The sequence below is a fragment of the Streptomyces sp. NPDC052687 genome (assembly GCF_040678395.1).
Taxonomy (GTDB): domain Bacteria; phylum Actinomycetota; class Actinomycetes; order Streptomycetales; family Streptomycetaceae; genus Streptomyces.
In genome coordinates this window covers 163,720-183,310 of record NZ_JBFATR010000006.1, presented here as the reverse complement: position 1 = coordinate 183,310, position 19,591 = coordinate 163,720, and the positions used below count along the sequence as shown (strand labels likewise).

General features: G+C 73.0%; 15 protein-coding genes. 11 read left to right on the top strand and 4 right to left on the bottom strand.

All coding sequences use genetic code 11. The features are described from left to right. Positions 1-63 precede the first annotated feature (63 nt). Both AB0K92_RS09490 and AB0K92_RS09485 read right to left on the bottom strand, forming a co-directional pair. Positions 64-3,303, bottom strand: coding sequence for a tetratricopeptide repeat protein (locus AB0K92_RS09490; RefSeq protein ID WP_365921000.1), 3,240 nt, complete (start codon positions 3,301-3,303; stop codon positions 64-66). After that, positions 3,303-5,138: an HSP90 family protein gene (locus AB0K92_RS09485; RefSeq protein WP_365920998.1), complete on the bottom strand. Its 1,836-nt coding sequence runs from the start codon at positions 5,136-5,138 to the stop codon at positions 3,303-3,305. Before AB0K92_RS09485 ends, AB0K92_RS09490 begins: the two co-directional genes overlap by 1 nt. A 192-nt stretch (positions 5,139-5,330) precedes the next feature. On the opposite strand from AB0K92_RS09485, the gene recG reads away from it, so the two are divergent. The 8 genes from recG to mutM all read left to right on the top strand — a co-directional run bounded on the left by recG (position 5,331) and on the right by mutM (position 12,649). Then, complete coding sequence (recG, locus tag AB0K92_RS09480; RefSeq protein ID WP_365920996.1) at positions 5,331-7,538, top strand: ATP-dependent DNA helicase RecG; 2,208 nt, start codon at positions 5,331-5,333, stop codon at positions 7,536-7,538. Positions 7,539-7,672: 134 nt separating this feature from the next. Then, positions 7,673-8,260: a 16S rRNA (guanine(966)-N(2))-methyltransferase RsmD gene (gene rsmD / locus AB0K92_RS09475; RefSeq protein WP_365920994.1), complete on the top strand. Its 588-nt coding sequence runs from the start codon at positions 7,673-7,675 to the stop codon at positions 8,258-8,260. Positions 8,261-8,286: 26 nt separating this feature from the next. Then, positions 8,287-8,766, top strand: a complete 480-nt coding sequence (gene coaD / locus AB0K92_RS09470) for a pantetheine-phosphate adenylyltransferase (RefSeq protein ID WP_365921044.1) — start codon at positions 8,287-8,289, stop codon at positions 8,764-8,766. 99 nt (positions 8,767-8,865) lie between these two features. Continuing rightward, positions 8,866-9,924, top strand: a complete 1,059-nt coding sequence (locus AB0K92_RS09465) for an ATP synthase F0 subunit B (protein WP_365920992.1) — start codon at positions 8,866-8,868, stop codon at positions 9,922-9,924. Positions 9,925-10,052: 128 nt separating this feature from the next. After that, positions 10,053-10,697 carry a DUF177 domain-containing protein gene (locus tag AB0K92_RS09460; RefSeq protein ID WP_166002492.1) on the top strand — a complete coding sequence of 215 codons (645 nt, stop codon included), beginning with the start codon at positions 10,053-10,055 and terminating at the stop codon, positions 10,695-10,697. A gap of 2 nt (positions 10,698-10,699) precedes the next feature. After that, positions 10,700-10,873, top strand: coding sequence for a 50S ribosomal protein L32 (gene rpmF / locus AB0K92_RS09455; protein WP_003951102.1), 174 nt, complete (start codon positions 10,700-10,702; stop codon positions 10,871-10,873). Between the two features lie 19 nt (positions 10,874-10,892). After that, on the top strand, positions 10,893-11,708 hold the full coding sequence (gene rnc / locus AB0K92_RS09450; RefSeq protein ID WP_365920990.1) for a ribonuclease III: 816 nt from the start codon (positions 10,893-10,895) through the stop codon (positions 11,706-11,708). Between the two features lie 80 nt (positions 11,709-11,788). Continuing rightward, complete coding sequence (gene mutM / locus AB0K92_RS09445) at positions 11,789-12,649, top strand: bifunctional DNA-formamidopyrimidine glycosylase/DNA-(apurinic or apyrimidinic site) lyase (protein WP_365920988.1); 861 nt, start codon at positions 11,789-11,791, stop codon at positions 12,647-12,649. Between the two features lie 24 nt (positions 12,650-12,673). On the opposite strand, the gene AB0K92_RS09440 is transcribed toward mutM, so the two are convergent. Together AB0K92_RS09440 and AB0K92_RS09435 are read right to left on the bottom strand one after the other, a co-directional pair. Then, entirely contained in the window at positions 12,674-13,075 is a 402-nt protein-coding gene (locus AB0K92_RS09440) for a helix-turn-helix domain-containing protein (RefSeq protein ID WP_365920986.1), read from the bottom strand. Between the two features lie 93 nt (positions 13,076-13,168). Continuing rightward, positions 13,169-14,341 carry a CAP domain-containing protein gene (locus tag AB0K92_RS09435; protein ID WP_365920984.1) on the bottom strand — a complete coding sequence of 391 codons (1,173 nt, stop codon included), beginning with the start codon at positions 14,339-14,341 and terminating at the stop codon, positions 13,169-13,171. A 174-nt stretch (positions 14,342-14,515) separates the two neighbouring features. Here AB0K92_RS09435 and AB0K92_RS09430 point away from each other — a divergent pair, with 174 nt between their 5' ends. The 3 genes from AB0K92_RS09430 to AB0K92_RS09420 all read left to right on the top strand — a co-directional run bounded on the left by AB0K92_RS09430 (position 14,516) and on the right by AB0K92_RS09420 (position 19,425). Continuing rightward, on the top strand, positions 14,516-14,797 hold the full coding sequence (locus AB0K92_RS09430; protein WP_166002497.1) for an acylphosphatase: 282 nt from the start codon (positions 14,516-14,518) through the stop codon (positions 14,795-14,797). A gap of 379 nt (positions 14,798-15,176) precedes the next feature. After that, on the top strand, positions 15,177-15,383 hold the full coding sequence (locus tag AB0K92_RS09425) for a hypothetical protein (RefSeq protein WP_086739939.1): 207 nt from the start codon (positions 15,177-15,179) through the stop codon (positions 15,381-15,383). A 208-nt stretch (positions 15,384-15,591) separates the two neighbouring features. After that, entirely contained in the window at positions 15,592-19,425 is a 3,834-nt protein-coding gene (locus AB0K92_RS09420; RefSeq protein WP_365920982.1) for an AAA family ATPase, read from the top strand. Positions 19,426-19,591: the final 166 nt, after the last annotated feature.

Genomic DNA, 19,591 nt, shown 5'->3' with positions numbered 1-19,591 from the left:
CACTGGATTCTCGGACACTGAGCCGGCGCGGGTGCGCGAGTGCGCGGGCCGCGCGCCGGCCGGTCAGTGGGACCGCTGTTCGCCCACCACCCGCAGCATCTGCTCCGCCTCGGCCCGCCGGGCGCGGGCCGCCTCGTCGTCCTGTCCGGCGTACGCGGCCAGTACCGTACGCGCGCGGGCCGCGGCCTCGGCCGGGCGGCCCAGGTCGGCCTCCAGCCAGCCGGCCGCGAGCTCGGCGCCGGTGCGGCTGTGCAGGGCGTCGTCGCCGAGGGCGGCGAAGACCGCGACGGCCTCCGTCATCTGGTCCAGGGCCGCCTCGAACGCGGCTTGGATCGAGCCGTCCTCGGCGTCCTCGGCGCACGAGCGGGCCAGCAGGTCGCCGAACTGGCGGTGGGTGTGGCCCAGTTCCGCGGTGAGCCGCTGCCGCGCCTCCTCGTCGGGTGCCGCGGCCAGCGCCGCCGCGCACTCGCGCAGGGCCTCCGCCATCAGCTTCCGCGCGCCGTCCGCACAGCTCCCGCTGTCCGAGCCGTACGCACAGTTCCCGTCCGTGCCGTCCGCGCTCCCCGTGCCGTCCGCGCTCCCCGTGCCGTCCGTGCCGTCCGTGGCCCCCGTGCCGTCCGTGGCCCCCGCGCCGTCCGTGCCGTCCTCGGCGCGCAGGGCGAGCCACGCGCGGGCCCGCAGTGAGCGGACCAGGCCGTGCACGTTGCCCAGGGCGCGCCACAGCTCGCCCGCGCGCGTGTACGCCTGGTCCGCCGCGGCCGGCAGGCCCGCGTGGTTCAGGGACTCGGCGGCCAGGTGGGCGAGGGTGGCGTGATCGTGCTGCTCGGGCCAGTGCCGGGCGATCTCCGCGGCCTGGAGGCGGCGTTCGGCGGCCGCCTGGTGCTCCTCCAGCTCGCTCAGGCAGTCGCCGAGCCACCACAGCGTCTGCACCACCGCCCCGTCGCCGTGCGTCTCCGCGCTCAGATCGGGCAGCGCCGACTCCAGCACCTCGGCGGCCTCGGCCCACCGCCCCTGCCGCAGCAGGAACCCGCCGAGCAGCTGACGCGCCCAGGCACCGAGGGTGCGGCTCTCGCCCGCCTCGTCGGCCCAGTGCGCCGCCTCCAGGGCGTGCTCCGCGGCCTCCTCGGCCTGCCCCCGGCCGCCGACCACCTCGGCGAGCTGCAGGCGCAGCTGCGCCCGCCCCACGGGCTCCAGCTGGGCCCCGCCGTGCTCCAGGGCCGCGCGCAGCGCCCGCTCCGCCTCCGCCATGTCGCCCAGCTGGTGGGCGATCTGGGCGAGCCGGGCCTCGTACTCCACCGCGAACCACGGCAGCCCCGCGGTCACGTACTCCTCGGCGGCCCGCGTGAACAGTGCCGCCGCCGCGTGCGGGTCCCCGGAGCGCAGCGCCAGCTCCGCGAGCATCGCCCGCGCCTCCGCCGCCCGCGAGGCCAGCCGTACGTCACCGCCGGTGTGCCCGTCCACCAGCGCCAGCACCTCCCGGACGGCGGTCTCGGCCCCGGTCAGGACCGGGTCGTCCACGCCGGGCGCGCGGCCGTCACCGGCCGGCTCCTGCGCCTCGTACACCCGCCGCATCAGGATCCGCGCCCGGCCCATGAGGACCGACGCGGTCTGGCGTATGCCGGTGGCGTCCTCCGCGTAGAGCGCGAGCACCCGGTCGTAGAGGCCGGCGACGGCGGAGACGGCCGCGTCCACGTCACCGGCGAGTGCGCGGACGTAGGCGGCACGCGCGCGTGCGGCCAGGGCCTCGCCGGGGTCGCCCGCCTCGGCGTACAGCTCCGCGGCCCGCTCGAACAGGGCGGCGCCCTCCGGGCCGAGGGCCATCGCCTCGTGGTCGGCGATCTCCGCGCGGTCGCGCGCGTCCAGCTCGACGCCCGGCGCGGCCCCGGCGGCGCGTGCGACGGCCGCCCAGGCCTCGACGGCGTTCGGCCGGAGCGTGTCCGACAGGCGGCGGGCCTCGGCGAGCAGTGCCTCGATGCCGGCTTCCGCCCCGGAGGCCGTACCGGCCCGGCCGGGGCTCGCCCCGTCCCCACCGGCGTTCACCCCGCCGCCACCGTTGCCCGCCGGGTCCGCGCCGGCGTTCGCCCGGTCCGCGCCCGATGCGGTGCCGCCCGTGCCGGGGAGGCCGGATGCGGTGCCGTCCGTGCCGGGTGGTACGGAGGGTGGTGCGGGCGCGGAGGTGTGCGCCGAGCGCGGGGTGCGTACACCCAGCGGGAGCCGGTCCAGCAGCGCGGGCTGAGCCATGCGCGCGCGGATGTGCTCACTGACGTAGGACGTGCCGTTGCGCTGGTCGAACCGCGCCGCCAGCGCCAGCGCCTCTCCGCGCGCGTGGACGGCGAGTTCGCGTGCCGTCCACGCCCGCCCCGCCGGCCCCGGCACCTGCCGGTCCCCGAAGCCCCGCGCGGTCAGCCGGTCCATCAGCAGCGCCACCACGCTCAGGAACTCCATCCGGCTGCGCGGCTGCCCGTCGTCCGTGAAGTACGCCGGCCGCTCCGCCAGCAGCTCCAGACCGCGCGCCTCGTTGCCGGTCAGCGCGCAGAACTCCACGTGCTCGGCGTACGCGCCGCGCATGCTCTCCATGGACCGCACCAGCCGGAAACCCCGCAGATGGTGGGCGCGCGCCTCGTCCAGCCGGCCCAGCCGCACCAGCGGCAGCAGCGAGGACGCGAGGACCGCGTGCGGCTCGTGGGCGCAGCCGAACTCGCCGTCCAGGACGGGCCGCCAGACCCGCAGCGCCTCCTCGTCCCGGCCCCGCTCCGCCTGCCACCAGCCCTGCCCGTCCAGCTCGCACGCGTGGCAGTCGGCCATGGAGTCGCGGTCGGCGGCCAGCCACGCCGCGTAGGCGCGCTCCGCGCGGGGCACGTCCCCGATGTGCGCGGCGACATGGAACTCGGCGCCGCGCACCGCCCGCTCCGAGTGCCCGGCCAGCCGGTAGCGCTGCTCCATCTCGGCGAGCCACTTCTCGATCGAGGCCAGCGGGATGTGCGGCTGGTCGAGCATGCCGGTCGTCATCCACTTGAAGACCCAGTGCAGGGAGTGGGTCTCCTCCTCGTCGAAGTCCTCCGGACGCTCGTCCCACATGCGCAGCAGCCGCGCGAACGGGACGAACATCTTCGCTTTCTCGGAGCTGTAGTTGTACACCGTCAGCTGGTGCCTCAGGGCCTCGATCACCGCGAGCGGCACGTCCAGCCGCTCCGCCGCGGCCAGCAGCTGCTCGGCGCGCGCGTTGCGGGCCGGGCCCTCCGGGCGGGCCGCGTTCTCGGCCAGCTCCCGGCGCAGGGAGTCGATGTCCGTGATCTCGCTCATCAGTGCCCGTCCTCGCGGTGAGTGGCCCACTCCAGAAGGCCGATGAAGGCCCGGTTCAGCAGCGCCGAGTCGGCGGGCCGCAGCGGGCGCTGCGCCATCAGCAGGGCCTGGCCGTACAGGGACTCCGTGGCCGTGCCGATCAGCTCCCGGTCGGGCAGCGAACTGATCCGCCGGATCAGCGGATTGAGATGGTTCAGCACCAGCCGCGCGCGCGGAGCGCCGCCGCGCAGCGACCCGAGGATGCCCGCCCACAGCTCGTCGGCCTGCTCCTCGGCCTCCGCGCGGGCCTGCTCGTGCCGCGCCGCGCGGTCGTCGAGATGCAGCGCGGGCACGGACAGCGGGTGGAAGGAACGCAGGACGACATCGCAGCCCAGCGGGTCGAGGGCGGCCCGCGCGGCGGCCAGGAAGTCGGCCAGGGCCAGCTCCTCACCCGGATCGACGGAGTCCAGGTGCGCGGTCACCGTGTCCGCGTCCAGCTCGGCGACGACCGTCCCCGGACGGACCGCCGGCAGCGCCTCGACCAGGTCGCTGTCGTAGGTGTAACCGCCGTTGACGACCCCGATGCCCTGCGCGGACGCGATCGGGGCGACCTGCCGGAACTCCTCCACGGTCCGCGTGTAGTGCACCACCGGGTGCCGCTGCGCGAACTCCTCAAGCGACAGCTGCCCGTCGGTCGTCTCGAACGGCAGCCACGGCAGCATCGTCCGCAGCATCTCCCGGTCGTGCCGCGCGAGCGACTTCACGCCCAGGTGGTGCACGGCCAGGAACGCCGTCAGCCGCTCCGGATCGCCCGCCGCGAGCCCGGTCAGCCAGGACCGGATCCGCTCGCCCAGCGCCTCCCGTACGGCGGCCAGGGTCTCGTCCTCGTACAGCGCCTCCCGCGAGGCGGTGGGCCGCAGGCTGTCGGTGTCGAGGACACAGCGCACGAAGAACGCCCAGTCGGGCAGCAGCTGCTCGGCCCGCTCGGTCAGCAGCATCCCCTTCAGGTGCACCCGGTGCCGGGCGCGCTGGGCGGGGCTGACCGCGGCGGGCAGGACGTACGCCACCCCACGTATGCCCGCCAGCGGCACGTCCAGGTCGATGGAGTCCAGCGGCGTGAACCCGAACTGCTCGTGGCAGTGGCGCGCGAGCGCCACCCGGCGGGCGGCGGGGGAGGGGTACGGCCGGTCCCAGGGCGCGGGCAGGTCGGTGACCGCCTCCTCGCCGACCCGTACGTCGTACGGCAGCAGCGCGCCGAAGTCGCGCGCCAGTTCCCGCACCCGCCGCGCGGACAGCCACTCCGCGGCACCGGCCCGCGCGGTCAGGTGCACGGTGGTGCCCGGCTCGGGCCGGGCCTCGTCCGGCAGGGTCCGCACGGTGTACGAGCCGTCGTCCGACGCCGTCCACTCCACCGGCCGGGCGTCCGGCGTACGGGCGCTGCGGCTGACGACCCGGATCCGCTCGGCGACCAGGAAACAGGCCAGCAGGCCGATGCCGAACTGTCCGAGGAAGTCCGCGCGGGCCTCCCGCAGCCCGTCGGCCCGCTTGGAGCTGCGGCCGATCGTCGCCAGCAGGCTGTGCACGTCGGACTCGGTGAGCCCGACCCCGGAGTCCTCCACCCGCAGCGTGCCGTCCTGCGCGACGAGCCGCACCCGGGCCGGGGCGTCGGGCTGCTCGGCGCGCCGCGCGGTGATCGCGTCGACCGCGTTCTGGAGCAGTTCCCGCAGGTAGACCCTGGGACTGGAGTAGAGGTGATGGGAGAGCAGGTCCACCAGACCACGCAGGTCGACCTGGAACGTATGAGGCGAAGAGGGTGCCTGGGATGCCTGTGATGACTGTGAGGTCTGGGAGTCCATCGTCACAACGCCGGTGGGGGGAGGGGCTGCGGCGCGGGGTCGGGCGGTCCCGGTGAGGCGGTGACCGCGGAGAGGGATGGCCGGAGCGCGTCATCCTAGAGCCCGATCGACGCGTCTGACCAGGGGTTTCCCAGACCGATACGGCACCGCCGCCCGGACGTCGCCAGCGCGTTGTCAGTGGTGTGGTGTGCAATGGATCTCGTGCCCGCACTGGACGAACCCCTGAAGAAGGTGCTCGGCCCCGCCACCGCGAAGGTGATGGCCGAGCATCTCGGCCTGCACACCGTCGGCGACCTCCTGCACCACTACCCGCGCAGATACGAGGAGCGGGGCCAGCTCACCCACCTCGCCGACCTCCCCATGGACGAGCACGTCACGGTCGTCGCCCAGGTCGCCGACGCCCGGCTGCACACGTTCGCCTCCACCCGCGCGCCCCGCGGCAAGGGCCAGCGCCTGGAGGTGACCATCACCGACGGCAGCGGCCGGCTCCAGCTGGTCTTCTTCGGCAACGGCGTGCACAAGCCCCTCAAGGAACTGCTGCCCGGCACCCGCGCGATGTTCGCGGGCAAGGTCTCCCTCTTCAACCGCCGCCTCCAACTGGCCCATCCGGCGTACGAGTTGCTGCGCGGCGACAGCGAGGAGACGGTGGAGACCTGGGCCGGCACCCTGATCCCCATCTACCCGGCCACCGCCAAGCTGGAGTCCTGGAAGATCGGCAAGGCCGTCCAGACGGTCCTGCCCAGCGCCCAGGAGGCCGTCGACCCCCTGCCGCCCGCCCTCCGCGAGGGCCGCGGCCTGCTCCCCCTGTCCGAAGCCCTCCTCAGGATCCACCGCCCGCACACCAAGGCGGACATCGCCGCCGCCCGCGACCGCCTCAAGTGGGACGAGGCCTTCGTCCTCCAGGTCGCCCTGGCCCGCCGCCGCCACGCGGACGCCCAGCTCCCCGCCGTCCCCCGCAGGCCCGCCCCGGACGGCCTGCTGACCGCCTTCGACGCCCGTCTGCCCTTCACCCTCACCGAGGGCCAGCGCAAGGTCTCCCAGGAGATCTTCGACGACCTGGCCACCGCACACCCGATGCACCGCCTGCTCCAGGGCGAGGTGGGCTCCGGAAAGACACTGGTCGCCCTGCGCGCCATGCTCGCCGTCGTCGACGCCGGCGGGCAGGCCGCGATGCTCGCGCCCACCGAGGTGCTCGCGCAGCAGCACCACCGGTCGATCGTGGAGATGATGGGGGAGCTGGCCGAGGGCGGGATGCTCGGGGGCGCCGAGCAGGGCACCAAGGTCGTCCTGCTCACCGGGTCCATGGGCACCGCCGCCCGCCGGCAGGCACTGCTCGACCTGGTGACCGGCGAGGCCGGGATCGTCATCGGCACGCACGCGCTGATCGAGGACAAGGTGCAGTTCCACGATCTGGGCCTGGTCGTCGTGGACGAACAGCACCGCTTCGGCGTCGAGCAGCGCGACGCCCTGCGCGGCAAGGGCAAGCAGCCCCCGCACCTCCTCGTCATGACGGCCACGCCCATCCCGCGCACGGTCGCGATGACGGTCTTCGGCGACCTGGAGACCTCGGTCCTCGACCAGCTCCCGGCCGGCCGGTCCCCGATCGCCAGCCATGTCGTCCCCGCCGCCGACAAGCCGCACTTCCTCGCCCGCGCCTGGGAACGCGTCCGCGAGGAGGTGGCGAACGGCCATCAGGCGTACGTCGTGTGCCCCCGCATCGGTGACGAGGAGTCCGACCCGAAGAGCGCGACCAAGAAGCCGTCCCCCGAGGACGAGGCGGAGAAGCGGCCGCCGCTCGCCGTCCTGGAGGTCGCCGGCCAGCTCGCCAAGGGCCCCCTCCAGGGCTTGCGCGTCGAGGTGCTGCACGGCCGTATGCACCCCGACGACAAGGACGCGGTGATGCGCCGCTTCGCCGCCGGCGAGACCGATGTCCTGGTCGCCACCACCGTCATCGAGGTCGGCGTCAACGTCCCCAACGCCACCGTCATGGTGATCATGGACGCGGACCGGTTCGGCGTCTCCCAGCTGCACCAGCTGCGCGGCCGCGTCGGCCGCGGCTCGGCCCCCGGCCTGTGCCTCCTGGTCACCGAGATGCCCGAGGCCAGCCCCGCCCGACAGCGGCTGAACGCGGTCGCCTCCACCCTCGACGGCTTCGAGCTCTCCCGGCTCGACCTCGAACAGCGCCGCGAGGGCGACGTCCTCGGCCAGGCCCAGTCCGGCGCCCGCACCAGCCTCAAGGTCCTCGCCGTCATCGAGGACGAGGAGATCATCGCCGAGGCCAGGGAGGAAGCCGTGAAGATCGTCGCCGCGGACCCGGACCTGACCTCCCTGCCGGGCCTGCGCACAGCCCTGGACGCCCTTTTGGACGAGGAGAGGGAGCAGTACTTGGAAAAGGGGTGAGGGAGGCCGGGCAAGGGGCGCGGGGAACCGCGCGATCGGCCCCGGCGGACCCGCAGCCGCCCACGACGATGAACCACTCCTGACGCCCGCCTGCCAGACTGAACCGGTAAGACACCCACGGACAAGGACCCGAGATGACCCGCGTGATCGCCGGCGCGGCCGGCGGACGCCGCCTGGCCGTCCCGCCAGGGACAGGAACCCGCCCCACCTCCGACCGCGCGCGCGAGGGCCTGTTCTCCACCTGGCAGTCCCTCCTCGGCGGCCCCCTGGACGGCGAACGGGTCCTCGACCTGTACGCCGGCTCCGGCGCCGTCGGCCTGGAGGCCCTGTCGCGCGGCGCGGGCCACGCCCTGCTGGTCGAGGCCGACGCCCGGGCCGTCCGCGTCGTCCGGGAGAACGTCCGCAGCCTCGGCCTGCCCGGCGCCGAGGTCAGGGCGGGCAAAGCGGAACAGATCATCCGCGCCGCCCCGCCCGAGCAGCCGTACGACCTCGTCTTCCTCGACCCGCCGTACCGAGTCACAGATCACGATCTTCGCGAGATTCTGCTCACACTCCGCTCGCAGGGGTGGCTCGCGCAGGACGCCCTCGTCACCGTGGAGCGCAGCACCAGAGGCGGTGAGTTCGTCTGGCCGGACGGCTTCGAGCCGCTGAGGGCCCGTCGCTACGGAGAGGGAACGTTTTGGTACGGTCGCGCCGCCTCTACGTGCGAAGACGCGCCATGACCGGACCGGAGAGCGAGGGATCTCAAGTGCGCCGCGCCGTCTGTCCCGGGTCGTTCGACCCGATCACCAACGGACACCTCGACATCATTGCCCGCGCCTCCCGCCTCTACGACGAGGTCTATGTCGCGGTGATGATCAACAAATCGAAGAAGGGCCTGTTCGAGATCGACGAGCGGATCGACCTGATCCGCCAGGTCACCTCCGAGTACGCCAACGTCCGCGTCGAGGCCTTCCACGGCCTCCTCGTCGACTTCTGCAAGCAGCGCGACATCCCCGCCATCGTGAAGGGGCTCCGCGCGGTCAGCGACTTCGACTACGAGCTGCAGATGGCCCAGATGAACAACGGCCTGACCGGCGTCGAGACCCTGTTCGTGCCCACCAACCCCACCTACAGCTTCCTGTCGTCCTCCCTGGTCAAGGAGGTCGCGGCCTGGGGCGGCGACGTCTCCCACCTGGTGCCGCCGGAGGTCCTGGACGCCCTCACCAGGCGGCTGCGGCGAAGCTGACGGGCTGACGGCCCGTCACCCGGTGTCCGCCGGTCGCCCCGTGGCCGTACAGTCGTCCCGTCCGTCTCCAACACAGCTGTAGAGAGTGGCGAGCACACGGTGGACGTGCAGAAGAAGCTCGACGAGATCGTCGCGGCGGTCTCCAGTGCCCGGTCGATGCCGATGTCGGCCTCGTGCGTGATCAACCGCGCCGAACTGCTGTCGATGCTGGAGGAGCTGCGCGCGGCGCTGCCCGACTCGCTCGCCCGGGCCCAGGAGCTGATCGGCGACCGGGAGCAGATGGTCGAGCAGGCCCGCCAGGAGGCCGAGCGGATCATCGCGAACGCGCACGCCGAGCGCGGCTCGCTGATCTCCGACACCGAGGTCGCCCGCCGCTCCCAGGCCGAGGCCGACCGCATCCTCGCCGAGGCCCGCCAGGAGGCCGAGGAGATCCGCGCCGAGGCCGACGACTACGTCGACTCCAAGCTCGCCAACTTCGAGGTCGTCCTCACCAAGACCCTCGGCTCGGTCGGCCGCGGCCGCGAGAAGCTGCTCGGCACCGGCCCCGGCCTCGACGAGCAGGGCTACGAGGACGAGGACGCCCCCGAGCGCAGCCAGGACCCGGAGACCCTGCGCCGCACCGCCGACCAGTACGTGGACGCCAAGCTGGGCGCCTTCGAGGCGGTCCTCGCCAAGACGCTGGAGGCCGTCGGCCGCGGCCGGCAGAAGCTGCACGGCCGCATCGCCAGCGACGACCTCGGCGCGCTCGCCGACGACACCAGCACCGTCCAGCACTCCAGCGACGCCGACTACCTGGCCGACCTCGCCGCCCTGGCGGAACAGGACGCCCTGGCCGAACAGCGCCCCCAGCAGCCGGAACCGGCGTACGGCTACCCGCAGCAGCCCGACCCCTACGGCGGCTACCAGCAGGGCTACGCCCAGCAGGACCCGTACGGCTACCAGCAGGCCGACCCCTACGCCGCCTACCAGGGCTACGACCCCCAGCAGGGCGCCTACGCCCAGCAGGCCGCCCAGCCGGTCCCGCCCCAGCCCGCCCAGCCGCCCCAGCCCCCGCACGCCCCGCAGGGCTACGCCCTGGACGAGACCAGCCTCTTCGACACCAGCATGATCAGCGCGGAGCAGTTGCGGGCCTACGAGCAGGGGCGCGGCAACGGCTGACCCGCGGATTGGGCCGAGAGCGAAAGGTCAAGTATCCTGGCTCTTCGGTCGCGCGTACCCATGCGATCAGCGCTGCCCGGGAACACCGAAGGGCGGCGTCCCCCTAGCTCGGAAGATCGAAAGCAGGAATGGCACCTCACGCCCGCCTCGACCACCGCAACCCCCTCGTGTTCGACACGCACGAGCTGGGTCGGCGTCCTGGCGCGCTGCAGCGCCTGACCCGCACGATCGACGCTCCCCGGGACCTCGGTATCCAGGGAGTCATCGGAGTGCCGGAAGGCAACCCGGTCGAGCTGGAACTCCGACTCGAGTCGGTCATGGAAGGGGTGCTCGTCACAGGCACCGCCCGTGCAACGGCCGAGGGGGAGTGCGTAAGGTGTCTGGAGCCGCTCGAGCAGGAGCTCGAAGCGGACTTCCAGGAGATGTTCTCGTACCCTGACGCCGACGACCGGGGCCGTGTGAAAGCGGAACCGGCCGACGACGCCGAGGACGACGAGGACAGGCTCTTCCTCGAGGACGGACTCTTCGACCTCGAACCTGTGCTGCGCGATGCGGTGGTGCTCGCACTGCCGATGCAGCCGGTGTGCCAGGAAGACTGCCCGGGCCTGTGCTCCGAGTGCGGAGCGCGCCTTGCGGACGACCCGGACCACCACCATGACGCCGTCGACATCCGTTGGGCGGCATTGCAGGGAATCGCCGGTTCGCTCGAATCCGGCGATAAGGACGAGATGAGCGGCGCCGAAGCGGGCGTCGACGAGAAGCAGGAGAAGTAGCCGTGGCTGTTCCGAAGCGGAAGATGTCGCGCAGCAACACGCGCCACCGCCGGTCGCAGTGGAAGGCTGCGGTCCCCACCCTGGTTGCGTGCGAGCGCTGCCACGAGCCCAAGCAGCAGCACATCGCGTGCCCGTCGTGCGGCACCTACAACAAGCGCCAGGTCCTCGAGGTCTGAGCGGCTGGTGAGAGGCACTGTGTCCACGCCGAAGAAAAACTCTGCGGACAACCAGGCCTCGTCCCACACGCTTCTGGAAGGGCGGCTCGGCTACAAGGTCGAGTCCGCCCTTCTGGTGCGAGCGCTGACCCACCGTTCCTACGCGTACGAGAACGGCGGTCTGCCGACGAACGAGCGGCTGGAGTTCCTGGGGGACTCCGTGCTCGGCCTCGTCGTCACGGACACGCTGTACCGCACCCACCCCGACCTGCCCGAAGGCCAGCTGGCCAAGCTGCGGGCCGCGGTGGTCAACTCGCGCGCGCTGGCGGAGGTGGGGCGGACGCTGGACCTCGGCTCCTTCATCCGGCTCGGCCGGGGTGAAGAGGGCACGGGCGGCCGGGACAAGGCGTCCATCCTCGCCGACACCCTCGAAGCGGTGATCGGCGCGGTCTACCTCGACCAGGGCCTGGACTCGGCGGCGGAGCTGGTGCACCGTCTGTTCGACCCCCTGATCGAGAAATCTTCCAACCTGGGCGCCGGCCTGGACTGGAAGACATCCCTCCAGGAGCTGACCGCGACCGAAGGCCTCGGCGTCCCCGAGTACCTGGTCACGGAGACCGGCCCCGACCACGAGAAGACCTTCACTGCTGCCGCCCGCGTCGGAGGCGTCTCGTACGGCACCGGCACCGGCCGCAGCAAGAAGGAGGCCGAGCAGCAGGCCGCGGAATCCGCCTGGCGCGCCATCCGCGCCGCGGCGGACGAGCGCGCCAAGGCGGCGGCAGCCGCGGCGGCGACCGCCGTCGACGCCGCTCCGGCCGAGGAGGGCAGCGTCGACACCTCGTCGGCGACCGCCTGACCGCACGCGATCGAGCGCCTGCCCCGGTGGCCCCGGGGCGGGCGCTTCGCTCATCCACCGGCTTTTTCCACGGAGTCCCGATGCCCGAGTTGCCCGAGGTCGAGGTCGTCCGGCGTGGGCTGGAGCGGTGGGTCGCCCACCGGACCGTCGCCGACGCCGAGGTGCTGCACCCGCGTGCCGTACGCCGGCACGGGGCGGGCGGGGAGGACTTCGCGCAGCGGCTGAAGGGGCACAGGATCGGCACGCCCAGCCGCCGCGGGAAGTATCTGTGGCTGCCGCTGGAGGACACCGAGCAGGCGATCCTCGCCCACCTCGGGATGAGCGGCCAGCTGCTGGTCCAGCCGCACGAGGCGCCCGACGAGAAGCACCTGCGCATCCGGGTCCGCTTCGCCGACGACCTCGGCACCGAACTGCGCTTCGTCGACCAGCGCACCTTCGGCGGGCTCTCGCTGCACGACACCACCCCGGACGGCCTGCCCGACGTCATCGCGCACATCGCCCGCGACCCCCTGGACCCGCGCTTCGACGACGAGGCCTTCCACCGGGCGCTGCGCCGCAAGCGGACCACCATCAAGCGGGCCCTGCTCGACCAGTCGCTGATCAGCGGCGTCGGCAACATCTACGCGGACGAGGCGCTGTGGCGCTCCCGCCTGCACTACGACCGCCCGACCTCCACCTTCACCCGCCCGCGCACCGGCGAGCTGCTGGGACATGTGCGGGACGTGATGAACGCGGCCCTGGCGGTGGGCGGCACCAGCTTCGACAGCCTGTACGTCAACGTCAACGGCGAGTCCGGCTACTTCGACCGCTCGCTCGACGCGTACGGCCGTGAGGGGCTGCCCTGCAAGCGGTGCGGTACGCCGATGCGCCGCCGCCCGTGGATGAACCGCTCCAGCTACTACTGCCCGCGCTGCCAGCGCCCGCCGCGCATCTCGGCGTAGCGGCGGCGGGGGTCAGCCGGGGGCTCAGCGGGGGGCGCGGGCCGCGTCGTAGCGCTCCCGGGCGGCGAGGACGTCGTCCATGCGGCCCTCCACGAAGTGGATGAGGCCGATCAGGCGCTCGGCGACGCCGCGGCCGAGGGGCGTCAGTTCGTAGTCCACCCGCGGCGGGTTGGTCGGCTGGGCCTCGCGGTGCACCAGTCCGTCGCGCTCCAGCGCGTGCAGCGTCTGGGACAGCATCTTCTCGCTGACGCCGTCGACCCGGCGGCGCAGCTCGTTGAAGCGGAACGACCCCTCGTACAGGGCCCCGAGGGTGAGCGCGCCCCAGCGGCCGGTGACGTGCTCCAGCGTGCCGCGCGAGGGGCAGGCCCTGGAGAACACGTCGTACGGGAGGTCCTGCTCCGGCACGCGCTCCTGGGTGGTCGTCATACCTCAAGCTTAGGCGACCGCAGCGCCAACCGAGAGGTGGCGCTGTGGAGAAGTTAGTGCCGGAGTCGTGGAGCCACGGAGCCGAAGAGGGTGTCAGTAGCCGAAGTCCTGGGTCCACCACGGCCCGCCCGGGCCGAAGTGGACGCCGACGCCCAGGGTCGTGAACTCGCAGTTCAGTATGTTGGCGCGGTGGCCGGGGCTGTTCATCCAGGCCTCCATGACGGCGGCGGCGTCGGCCTGGCCGCGCGCGATGTTCTCGCCGCCCAGGTCGGTTATGCCGGCCTTCTCCGCCCGGTCCCAGGGGGTCGCCCCGCTGGGGTCGGTGTGGTCGAAGAAGTCCCGCGCGGCCATGTCCGCGCTGAAGTCCCGGGCGAGCTTCGCCAGCGCGCTGTTCGCGGCGACCGGACTGCACCCCGCCTTCGCCCGCTCGTCGTTGACCAGCTTCAGCACCTGCGCCTCGGCGGCGGCCTCCGCGGAGACCGTGACCGGGGCCGTCGTCTTCGGCGGGGTCCTGGTCGGCGTACGCGACGGCGTCGGGGTGGGCTTCGGCTTCTGCGAGGGCGTGGCCGAGGGCTTCTCGGAGGCCTTCTCGGACGGCTTCCCGGTGGTCGGTGACGCCGACGGGCGGGGGGAGGACGCCGAGGGGGAGGCGGAGCGCCCGGTGCCGGGGCTCGTCGCGGTGCCGTCGCCGGTGGGGCTCTCGGCCCTGCCGGAGGTGCCGCCCAGCGGGCCCTCGGTGTTCGCGGCGCCGCCGTCGGAGGCCTGCACCCGGTCGCCGCCGCTGTCGCCGCCGAGCCGGTAGGTGTCCGTGCCGGGCAGCACGCCGGTCGCGACCGCGACCGCGCCGAGGGCCACCGCGGCGGAGACGCCGAGCAGACCGGTGCGGACCGGGGTGGCGGCCTTCTTGCGGCGGCGGTGCGAGCGCCCGCGCCCGGTGCCGTCACCCGAGGCGGACGCCCCGGTTCCGGCGACCGTCCCCGCTTCGGCGGGGGTCTCGACCGTGGGGAGGACCGCGGTGCCGGCCGCGGCGTCCCGCTCCTCCTCCGTGCCGAAGAGGTACGCGTCGCTGCGGGCCTGCACATGGGCGTAGGCCTCGGGGTTCAGGTAGGGCGCGATGCCCGGCTCCGGCGGCCGCTCCGGCTGCGTGTGCCGCGGGTCCCGGCCCGCCGCGTCGGAGCCCCGTGCCGGCGTGCTCTGTGCCGGCGTGACCCCCGTGGCGCGGCCCGTGGCGGCGCGGCCGGCGTCGGAGCGTCGGTGGCGTCCCATGTCCTGGCCTTCCTCGTCCCTGGTGCTCGTCCTGGTGGTCGACTCGTCCCGGCGGTCAACCAAATGTCACCCGATCAGGTGACTTTCATATGAGATGTGTTTGGGGCTGGACGGTACCGCATGGCGCCAGGGGGAGAAGTGTCCCGAGTGACATTGCCCGGCTAGGTTGCACTCATGAGCGAGGATGTACGACTGGTCGCCTGGGTCCGGGGACATGTGCAGGGAGTGGGTTTCCGCTGGTTCACGCGGGCCAAGGCGCTGGAGATCGGCGGCCTGAGTGGTTTTGCTCTCAATTTGGCCGACGGCCGTGTCCAGGTGGTCGCGGAAGGGCCGCGCGAGGGCTGCGAGGGCCTCCTCGACTGGCTCCAGGGTGACGACACTCCCGGGCGCGTGGACGGCGTCACCGAGATCTGGGACACACCTCGCGGCGGCTACGACGGCTTCGCGATCCGCTGACCCCGCACGCTCCGGCGGCCCGCGCCGCGCGGCGGTATGTGCCGCCGGCAGCTGCCCGAGAGGAAAAGGTGCTGGTGATTGCGGAGAGGGGCTTGCGATGGCACGCTCCGCACGCAAGGATGATCGCCACGCCCTGAGCCCCGCTGGAATCGCGGCGCCGCCGTTTCACGGCCGCGCGCACCCGGGTAGCACGTCAATACGGGGCGTGATCGTGTTGACCGTCAAACTTTTTGGTGAGACGCTGAAAGCACCCCGCGCACCTAGCTGTTTGGCATGGATGAACGGCAGCAAGAACTCCACAGTGCCAAACACCGCGGGTGCGAATCCCTCACGACCCACACCGCATCGGTCGGTCACTCATTGTGGAGGACCATCCATCATGGCAAAGGCGCTTCTCGGTTACGTCGGTGGCTCCGACCCTCGACTCCTCGCCGAGATGCGACGGCTCCAGCAGCGCGTCCAGGACCTGGAATCGGAGCTTGTGCGGATCCAGGCGGAGAACGAGGCGCTGACGGCTGCCGCTTCTCACGACGACAGGATCATGGAGCGCGTCGACGCACACCAGGCGGAGCCTGCGCTCACCTGATCACTGCATCGCACAACGACACGCAGTGGTTGGGCTGCCCGTATCAACCGCACAGTGTCAGAAGTTGCAAGGGACGCTTCGGCGTCCCTTCTTTCTTGCCCCCGTACACCCTTTCAGTGTCTTTAACGTTTGGTCTGCCCTGCGCGTTCACGGGCGAAACCGCGCGTTCATGCAGTGAGACAAACGGCGCCCGGTAAAGTCCAGCGGCGTGCACCTCAAGGCCCTGACCCTCCGCGGCTTCAAGTCGTTCGCCTCGGCCACCACGCTCCGGTTCGAGCCGGGCATCACCTGCGTGGTCGGCCCGAACGGCTCGGGCAAGTCCAACGTCGTGGACGCGCTCAGCTGGGTCATGGGCGAGCAGGGCGCCAAGTCGCTGCGCGGCGGCAAGATGGAGGACGTCATCTTCGCCGGCACCACCGGCCGCCCGCCGCTGGGCCGCGCCGAGGTGTCCCTGACCATCGACAACTCCGACGGGGCCCTGCCCATCGAGTACGCCGAGGTCACCATCACGCGGATCATGTTCCGCAACGGCGGCAGCGAGTACCAGATCAACGGCGACACCTGCCGTCTCCTCGACATCCAGGAACTCCTCTCCGACTCCGGCATCGGCCGCGAGATGCACGTGATCGTCGGCCAGGGCCAGCTCGATTCCGTCCTGCACGCCGACCCGATGGGCCGCCGCGCCTTCATCGAGGAGGCGGCCGGCGTCCTCAAGCACCGCAAGCGCAAGGAGAAGGCGCTGCGCAAGCTGGACGCGATGCAGGCCAACCTCGCGCGCGTGCAGGACCTCACCGACGAGCTGCGCCGCCAGCTCAAGCCCCTCGGCCGCCAGGCCGCGGTGGCGCGCAGGGCCGCCGTCATCCAGGCCGATCTGCGCGACGCCCGCCTGCGTCTGCTCGCCGACGACCTCGTACGGCTCCGCGAAGCCCTCCAGGCCGAGATCGCCGACGAGGCCGCGCTGAAGGAGCGCAAGGAGGCCGCCGAGGAGGAGCTGCGCAAGGCCCTGCGGCAGGAGGCGCTGCTGGAGGACGAGGTCCGCCGGCTCACCCCGCGCCTCCAGCGCGCCCAGCAGACCTGGTACGAGCTGTCCCAGCTCGCCGAGCGGGTGCGCGGCACACTCTCGCTGGCCGAGGCGCGGGTCAAGAGCGCCACCTCCGCGCCGGTCGACGAGCGGCGCGGCCGCGACCCCGAGGACCTGGAGCGCGAGGCCGCCCGCGTCCGCGAGCAGGAGGCCGAGCTGGAGGCCGCCCTGGAAGCGGCCCGGCGGGCACTGGAGGACACCGTCGCGCACCGCGCCGAACTGGAGCGCGAGCTGGCGGCCGAGGAACGCCGCCTGAAGGACGCCGCCCGCGCCATCGCCGACCGCCGCGAAGGGCTGGCCCGCCTGAGCGGCCAGGTCGGCGCGGCCCGCTCGCGCGCGGCCGCCGCCCAGGCCGAGATCGACCGGCTGGCCGCCGCCCGCGACGAGGCCCAGGAGCGGGCCGTCGCCGCGCAGGAGGAGTACGAGGCGCTGAAGGCCGAGGTCGACGGCCTCGACGCGGGCGACGCCGAGCTGGCGGACCGGCACGAGGCGGCCAAGCGCGCGCTGGCCGAGGCGGAGGCGGCCCTCACCGCCGCCCGCGAGGCGGTCACCGCCGCGGAACGCGAACGCGCCGCCACCCGGGCCCGCCACGACGCCCTGGCCCTGGGCCTGCGGCGCAAGGACGGCACCGGAGCACTGCTGGCCGCCCGGGACAGGCTCACCGGAGTCCTCGGCCCGGCGGCGGAGCTGCTGACGGTGACGCCCGGCTACGAGGCCGCCCTCGCCGCGGCCTTCGGCACGGCAGCCGACGCGATCGCCGTCACCACCCCGTCCGCGGCCGCCGAAGCCCTCCGCCTCCTCCACAAACAGGACGCGGGCCGAGCCACCCTCCTCCTCACCGAAGCCCCGGAGGACGCCCCGCCAGGGGCCACGGGGAACCGCCCGAGCAACGACAACGATCCCGCACGGAACCACGGCGCCCAAGCCGCGACCAGGGGCGCGGGGAACTGCGCGACCAGCCACATCGAACCCGCACCGGCCCACGGCGGCCCGGCAGCCCCGGCCAGGGGCGCGGGGAACTGCGCGACCAGCCACGCCGAACCCGCACCGGCCCACGGCGGCCCGGCAGCCCCGGCCAGGGGCGCGGGGAACTGCGCGACCAGCCACACCCCACCCGCACCCGCCCGACAACCCACCACCCCCCACACCCCACCGCGCACCCCCCTCCCCGCGGAGCACTACGTCCGCGGCCCCGCCGACCTGATGCCCGCCGTCCGCCGCCTCCTGCGGGACATCGTCGTCGTCGGGACACTGGAGGAAGCCGAGGAACTCGTCTACGCCCACCCCCACCTGACCGCCGTCACCACCGACGGCGACCTGCTGGGCTCCCACTTCGCACACGGCGGCTCCGCGGCCGCACCCAGCCTGCTGGAGGTACAGGCCTCCGTGGACGAGGCAGCGACCGAGCTGAAGGAGCTGGAGACCCGCTGCGAGCAGCTGACGCACGCACAGCGAGAAGCAGCCCGGCACCGCGCCGACGCCGCCGCCCTCGTGGAGGAACTCGGGGAGCGCCGCCGCGCCGCCGACCGGGAGAAGTCGGCGGTGGCGCAGCAGCTGGGCCGGCTCGCCGGCCAGGCCAGGGGAGCCGCGGGCGAGGCGGAGCGCAGCGCGGCCGCCGCCGCGCGGGCGCAGGAAGCCCTGGACAAGGCGCTCCAGGAAGTCGAGGAGCTGGCCGAACGTCTCGCCGTGGCCGAGGAGATGCCGATCGAGGAGGAGCCGGACACCTCGGTCCGCGACCGCCTCGCCGCCGACGGCGCCAACGCGCGCCAGACCGAGATGGAGGCCCGCCTCCAGGTCCGTACGCACGAGGAGCGGGTGAAGGGCCTGGCCGGCCGGGCCGACGCGCTGGACCGGGCGGCCCGCACCGAGCGCGAGGCCCGCGCGCGGGCCGAGCAGCGCCGCGCCCGGCTGCGCCACGAGGCGGCCGTCGCCGAGGCCGTCGCCTCGGGCGCCCGGCAGCTCCTGGCGCACATCGAGGTATCCCTGGCCCGCGCGGAGCGGGAACGTTCCGCCGCGGAGGCGGTGAAGGCCCGCCGCGAGCAGGAGCTGGCCGCCGCCCGCACCCGGGGCCGTGACCTCAAGGCGGAGCTGGACAAGCTCACCGACTCGGTGCACCGAGGCGAGGTGCTGGGCGCCGAGAAGCGGCTGCGCATCGAGCAGCTGGAGACGAGGGCGCTGGAGGAGCTGGGCGTGGAGCCGGCCGTACTCGTCGACGAGTACGGCCCTCATCAGCCCGTACCGCCGTCGCCGCCCGCGGAGGGCGAGGAGCTGCCGGAGGACCCGGAGCATCCGCGCAACCAGCCGCAGCCGTTCGTCCGCGCGGAGCAGGAGAAGCGGCTGAAGGCGGCCGAGCGGGCGTACCAGCAGCTCGGGAAGGTGAATCCGCTCGCGCTGGAGGAGTTCGCCGCGCTGGAGGAACGCCACCAGTTCCTCAGCGAGCAGCTGGAGGACCTGAAGAAGACCCGCGCGGACCTGCTTCAGGTCGTGAAGGAGGTCGACGAGCGGGTCGAGCAGGTGTTCACGGAGGCGTTCCGGGACACCGCGCGCGAGTTCGAGGGCGTCTTCGGCCGGCTCTTCCCCGGCGGCGAGGGCCGGCTCGTGCTGACCGATCCCGGCAACATGCTCACCACGGGTGTGGACGTCGAGGCCCGGCCGCCGGGCAAGAAGGTCAAGCGGCTGTCGCTGCTGTCCGGGGGCGAGCGGTCGCTGACGGCCGTCGCCCTGCTGGTGTCGATCTTCAAGGCCCGGCCCAGCCCGTTCTACGTCATGGATGAGGTCGAGGCCGCGCTCGACGACACCAACCTGCAGCGGCTCATCCGGATCATGCAGGAGCTCCAGGAGACCTCGCAGCTCATCGTGATCACGCACCAGAAGCGGACCATGGAGGTCGCCGACGCGCTGTACGGCGTCTCCATGCAGGGCGACGGTGTGTCGAAGGTCATCAGCCAGCGGCTGCGTTGATCGCCCGCGACGGGGCACCGGTCTACACCAGTAATGACCAGGTCATCCTCTAGATCACTTCAAGATCGCTTCAAGAAGTGAAGGCAACGCTGAGAGTCATGGCTGAAAATTCACAGGTCTTGGCCTATTGACTTCGAAACCTGAAGGCATAGTCTCTGCAACGTTG

Excerpts from the sequence above, each read along its gene's own strand:
- AB0K92_RS09490 (WP_365921000.1), bottom strand. The coding sequence starts at position 3,303 with ATGAGCGAGATCACGGACATCGACTCCCTGCGCCGGGAGCTGGCCGAG.
- AB0K92_RS09485 (WP_365920998.1), bottom strand. The coding sequence starts at position 5,138 with ATGGACTCCCAGACCTCACAGTCATCACAGGCATCCCAGGCACCCTCT.
- recG (WP_365920996.1), top strand. The coding sequence starts at position 5,331 with ATGGATCTCGTGCCCGCACTGGACGAACCCCTGAAGAAGGTGCTCGGC.
- rsmD (WP_365920994.1), top strand. The coding sequence starts at position 7,673 with ATGACCCGCGTGATCGCCGGCGCGGCCGGCGGACGCCGCCTGGCCGTC.
- AB0K92_RS09460 (WP_166002492.1), top strand. The coding sequence starts at position 10,053 with ATGGCACCTCACGCCCGCCTCGACCACCGCAACCCCCTCGTGTTCGAC.
- mutM (WP_365920988.1), top strand. The coding sequence starts at position 11,789 with ATGCCCGAGTTGCCCGAGGTCGAGGTCGTCCGGCGTGGGCTGGAGCGG.
- AB0K92_RS09440 (WP_365920986.1), bottom strand. The coding sequence starts at position 13,075 with ATGACGACCACCCAGGAGCGCGTGCCGGAGCAGGACCTCCCGTACGAC.
- AB0K92_RS09435 (WP_365920984.1), bottom strand. The coding sequence starts at position 14,341 with ATGGGACGCCACCGACGCTCCGACGCCGGCCGCGCCGCCACGGGCCGC.
- AB0K92_RS09430 (WP_166002497.1), top strand. The coding sequence starts at position 14,516 with ATGAGCGAGGATGTACGACTGGTCGCCTGGGTCCGGGGACATGTGCAG.
- AB0K92_RS09425 (WP_086739939.1), top strand. The coding sequence starts at position 15,177 with ATGGCAAAGGCGCTTCTCGGTTACGTCGGTGGCTCCGACCCTCGACTC.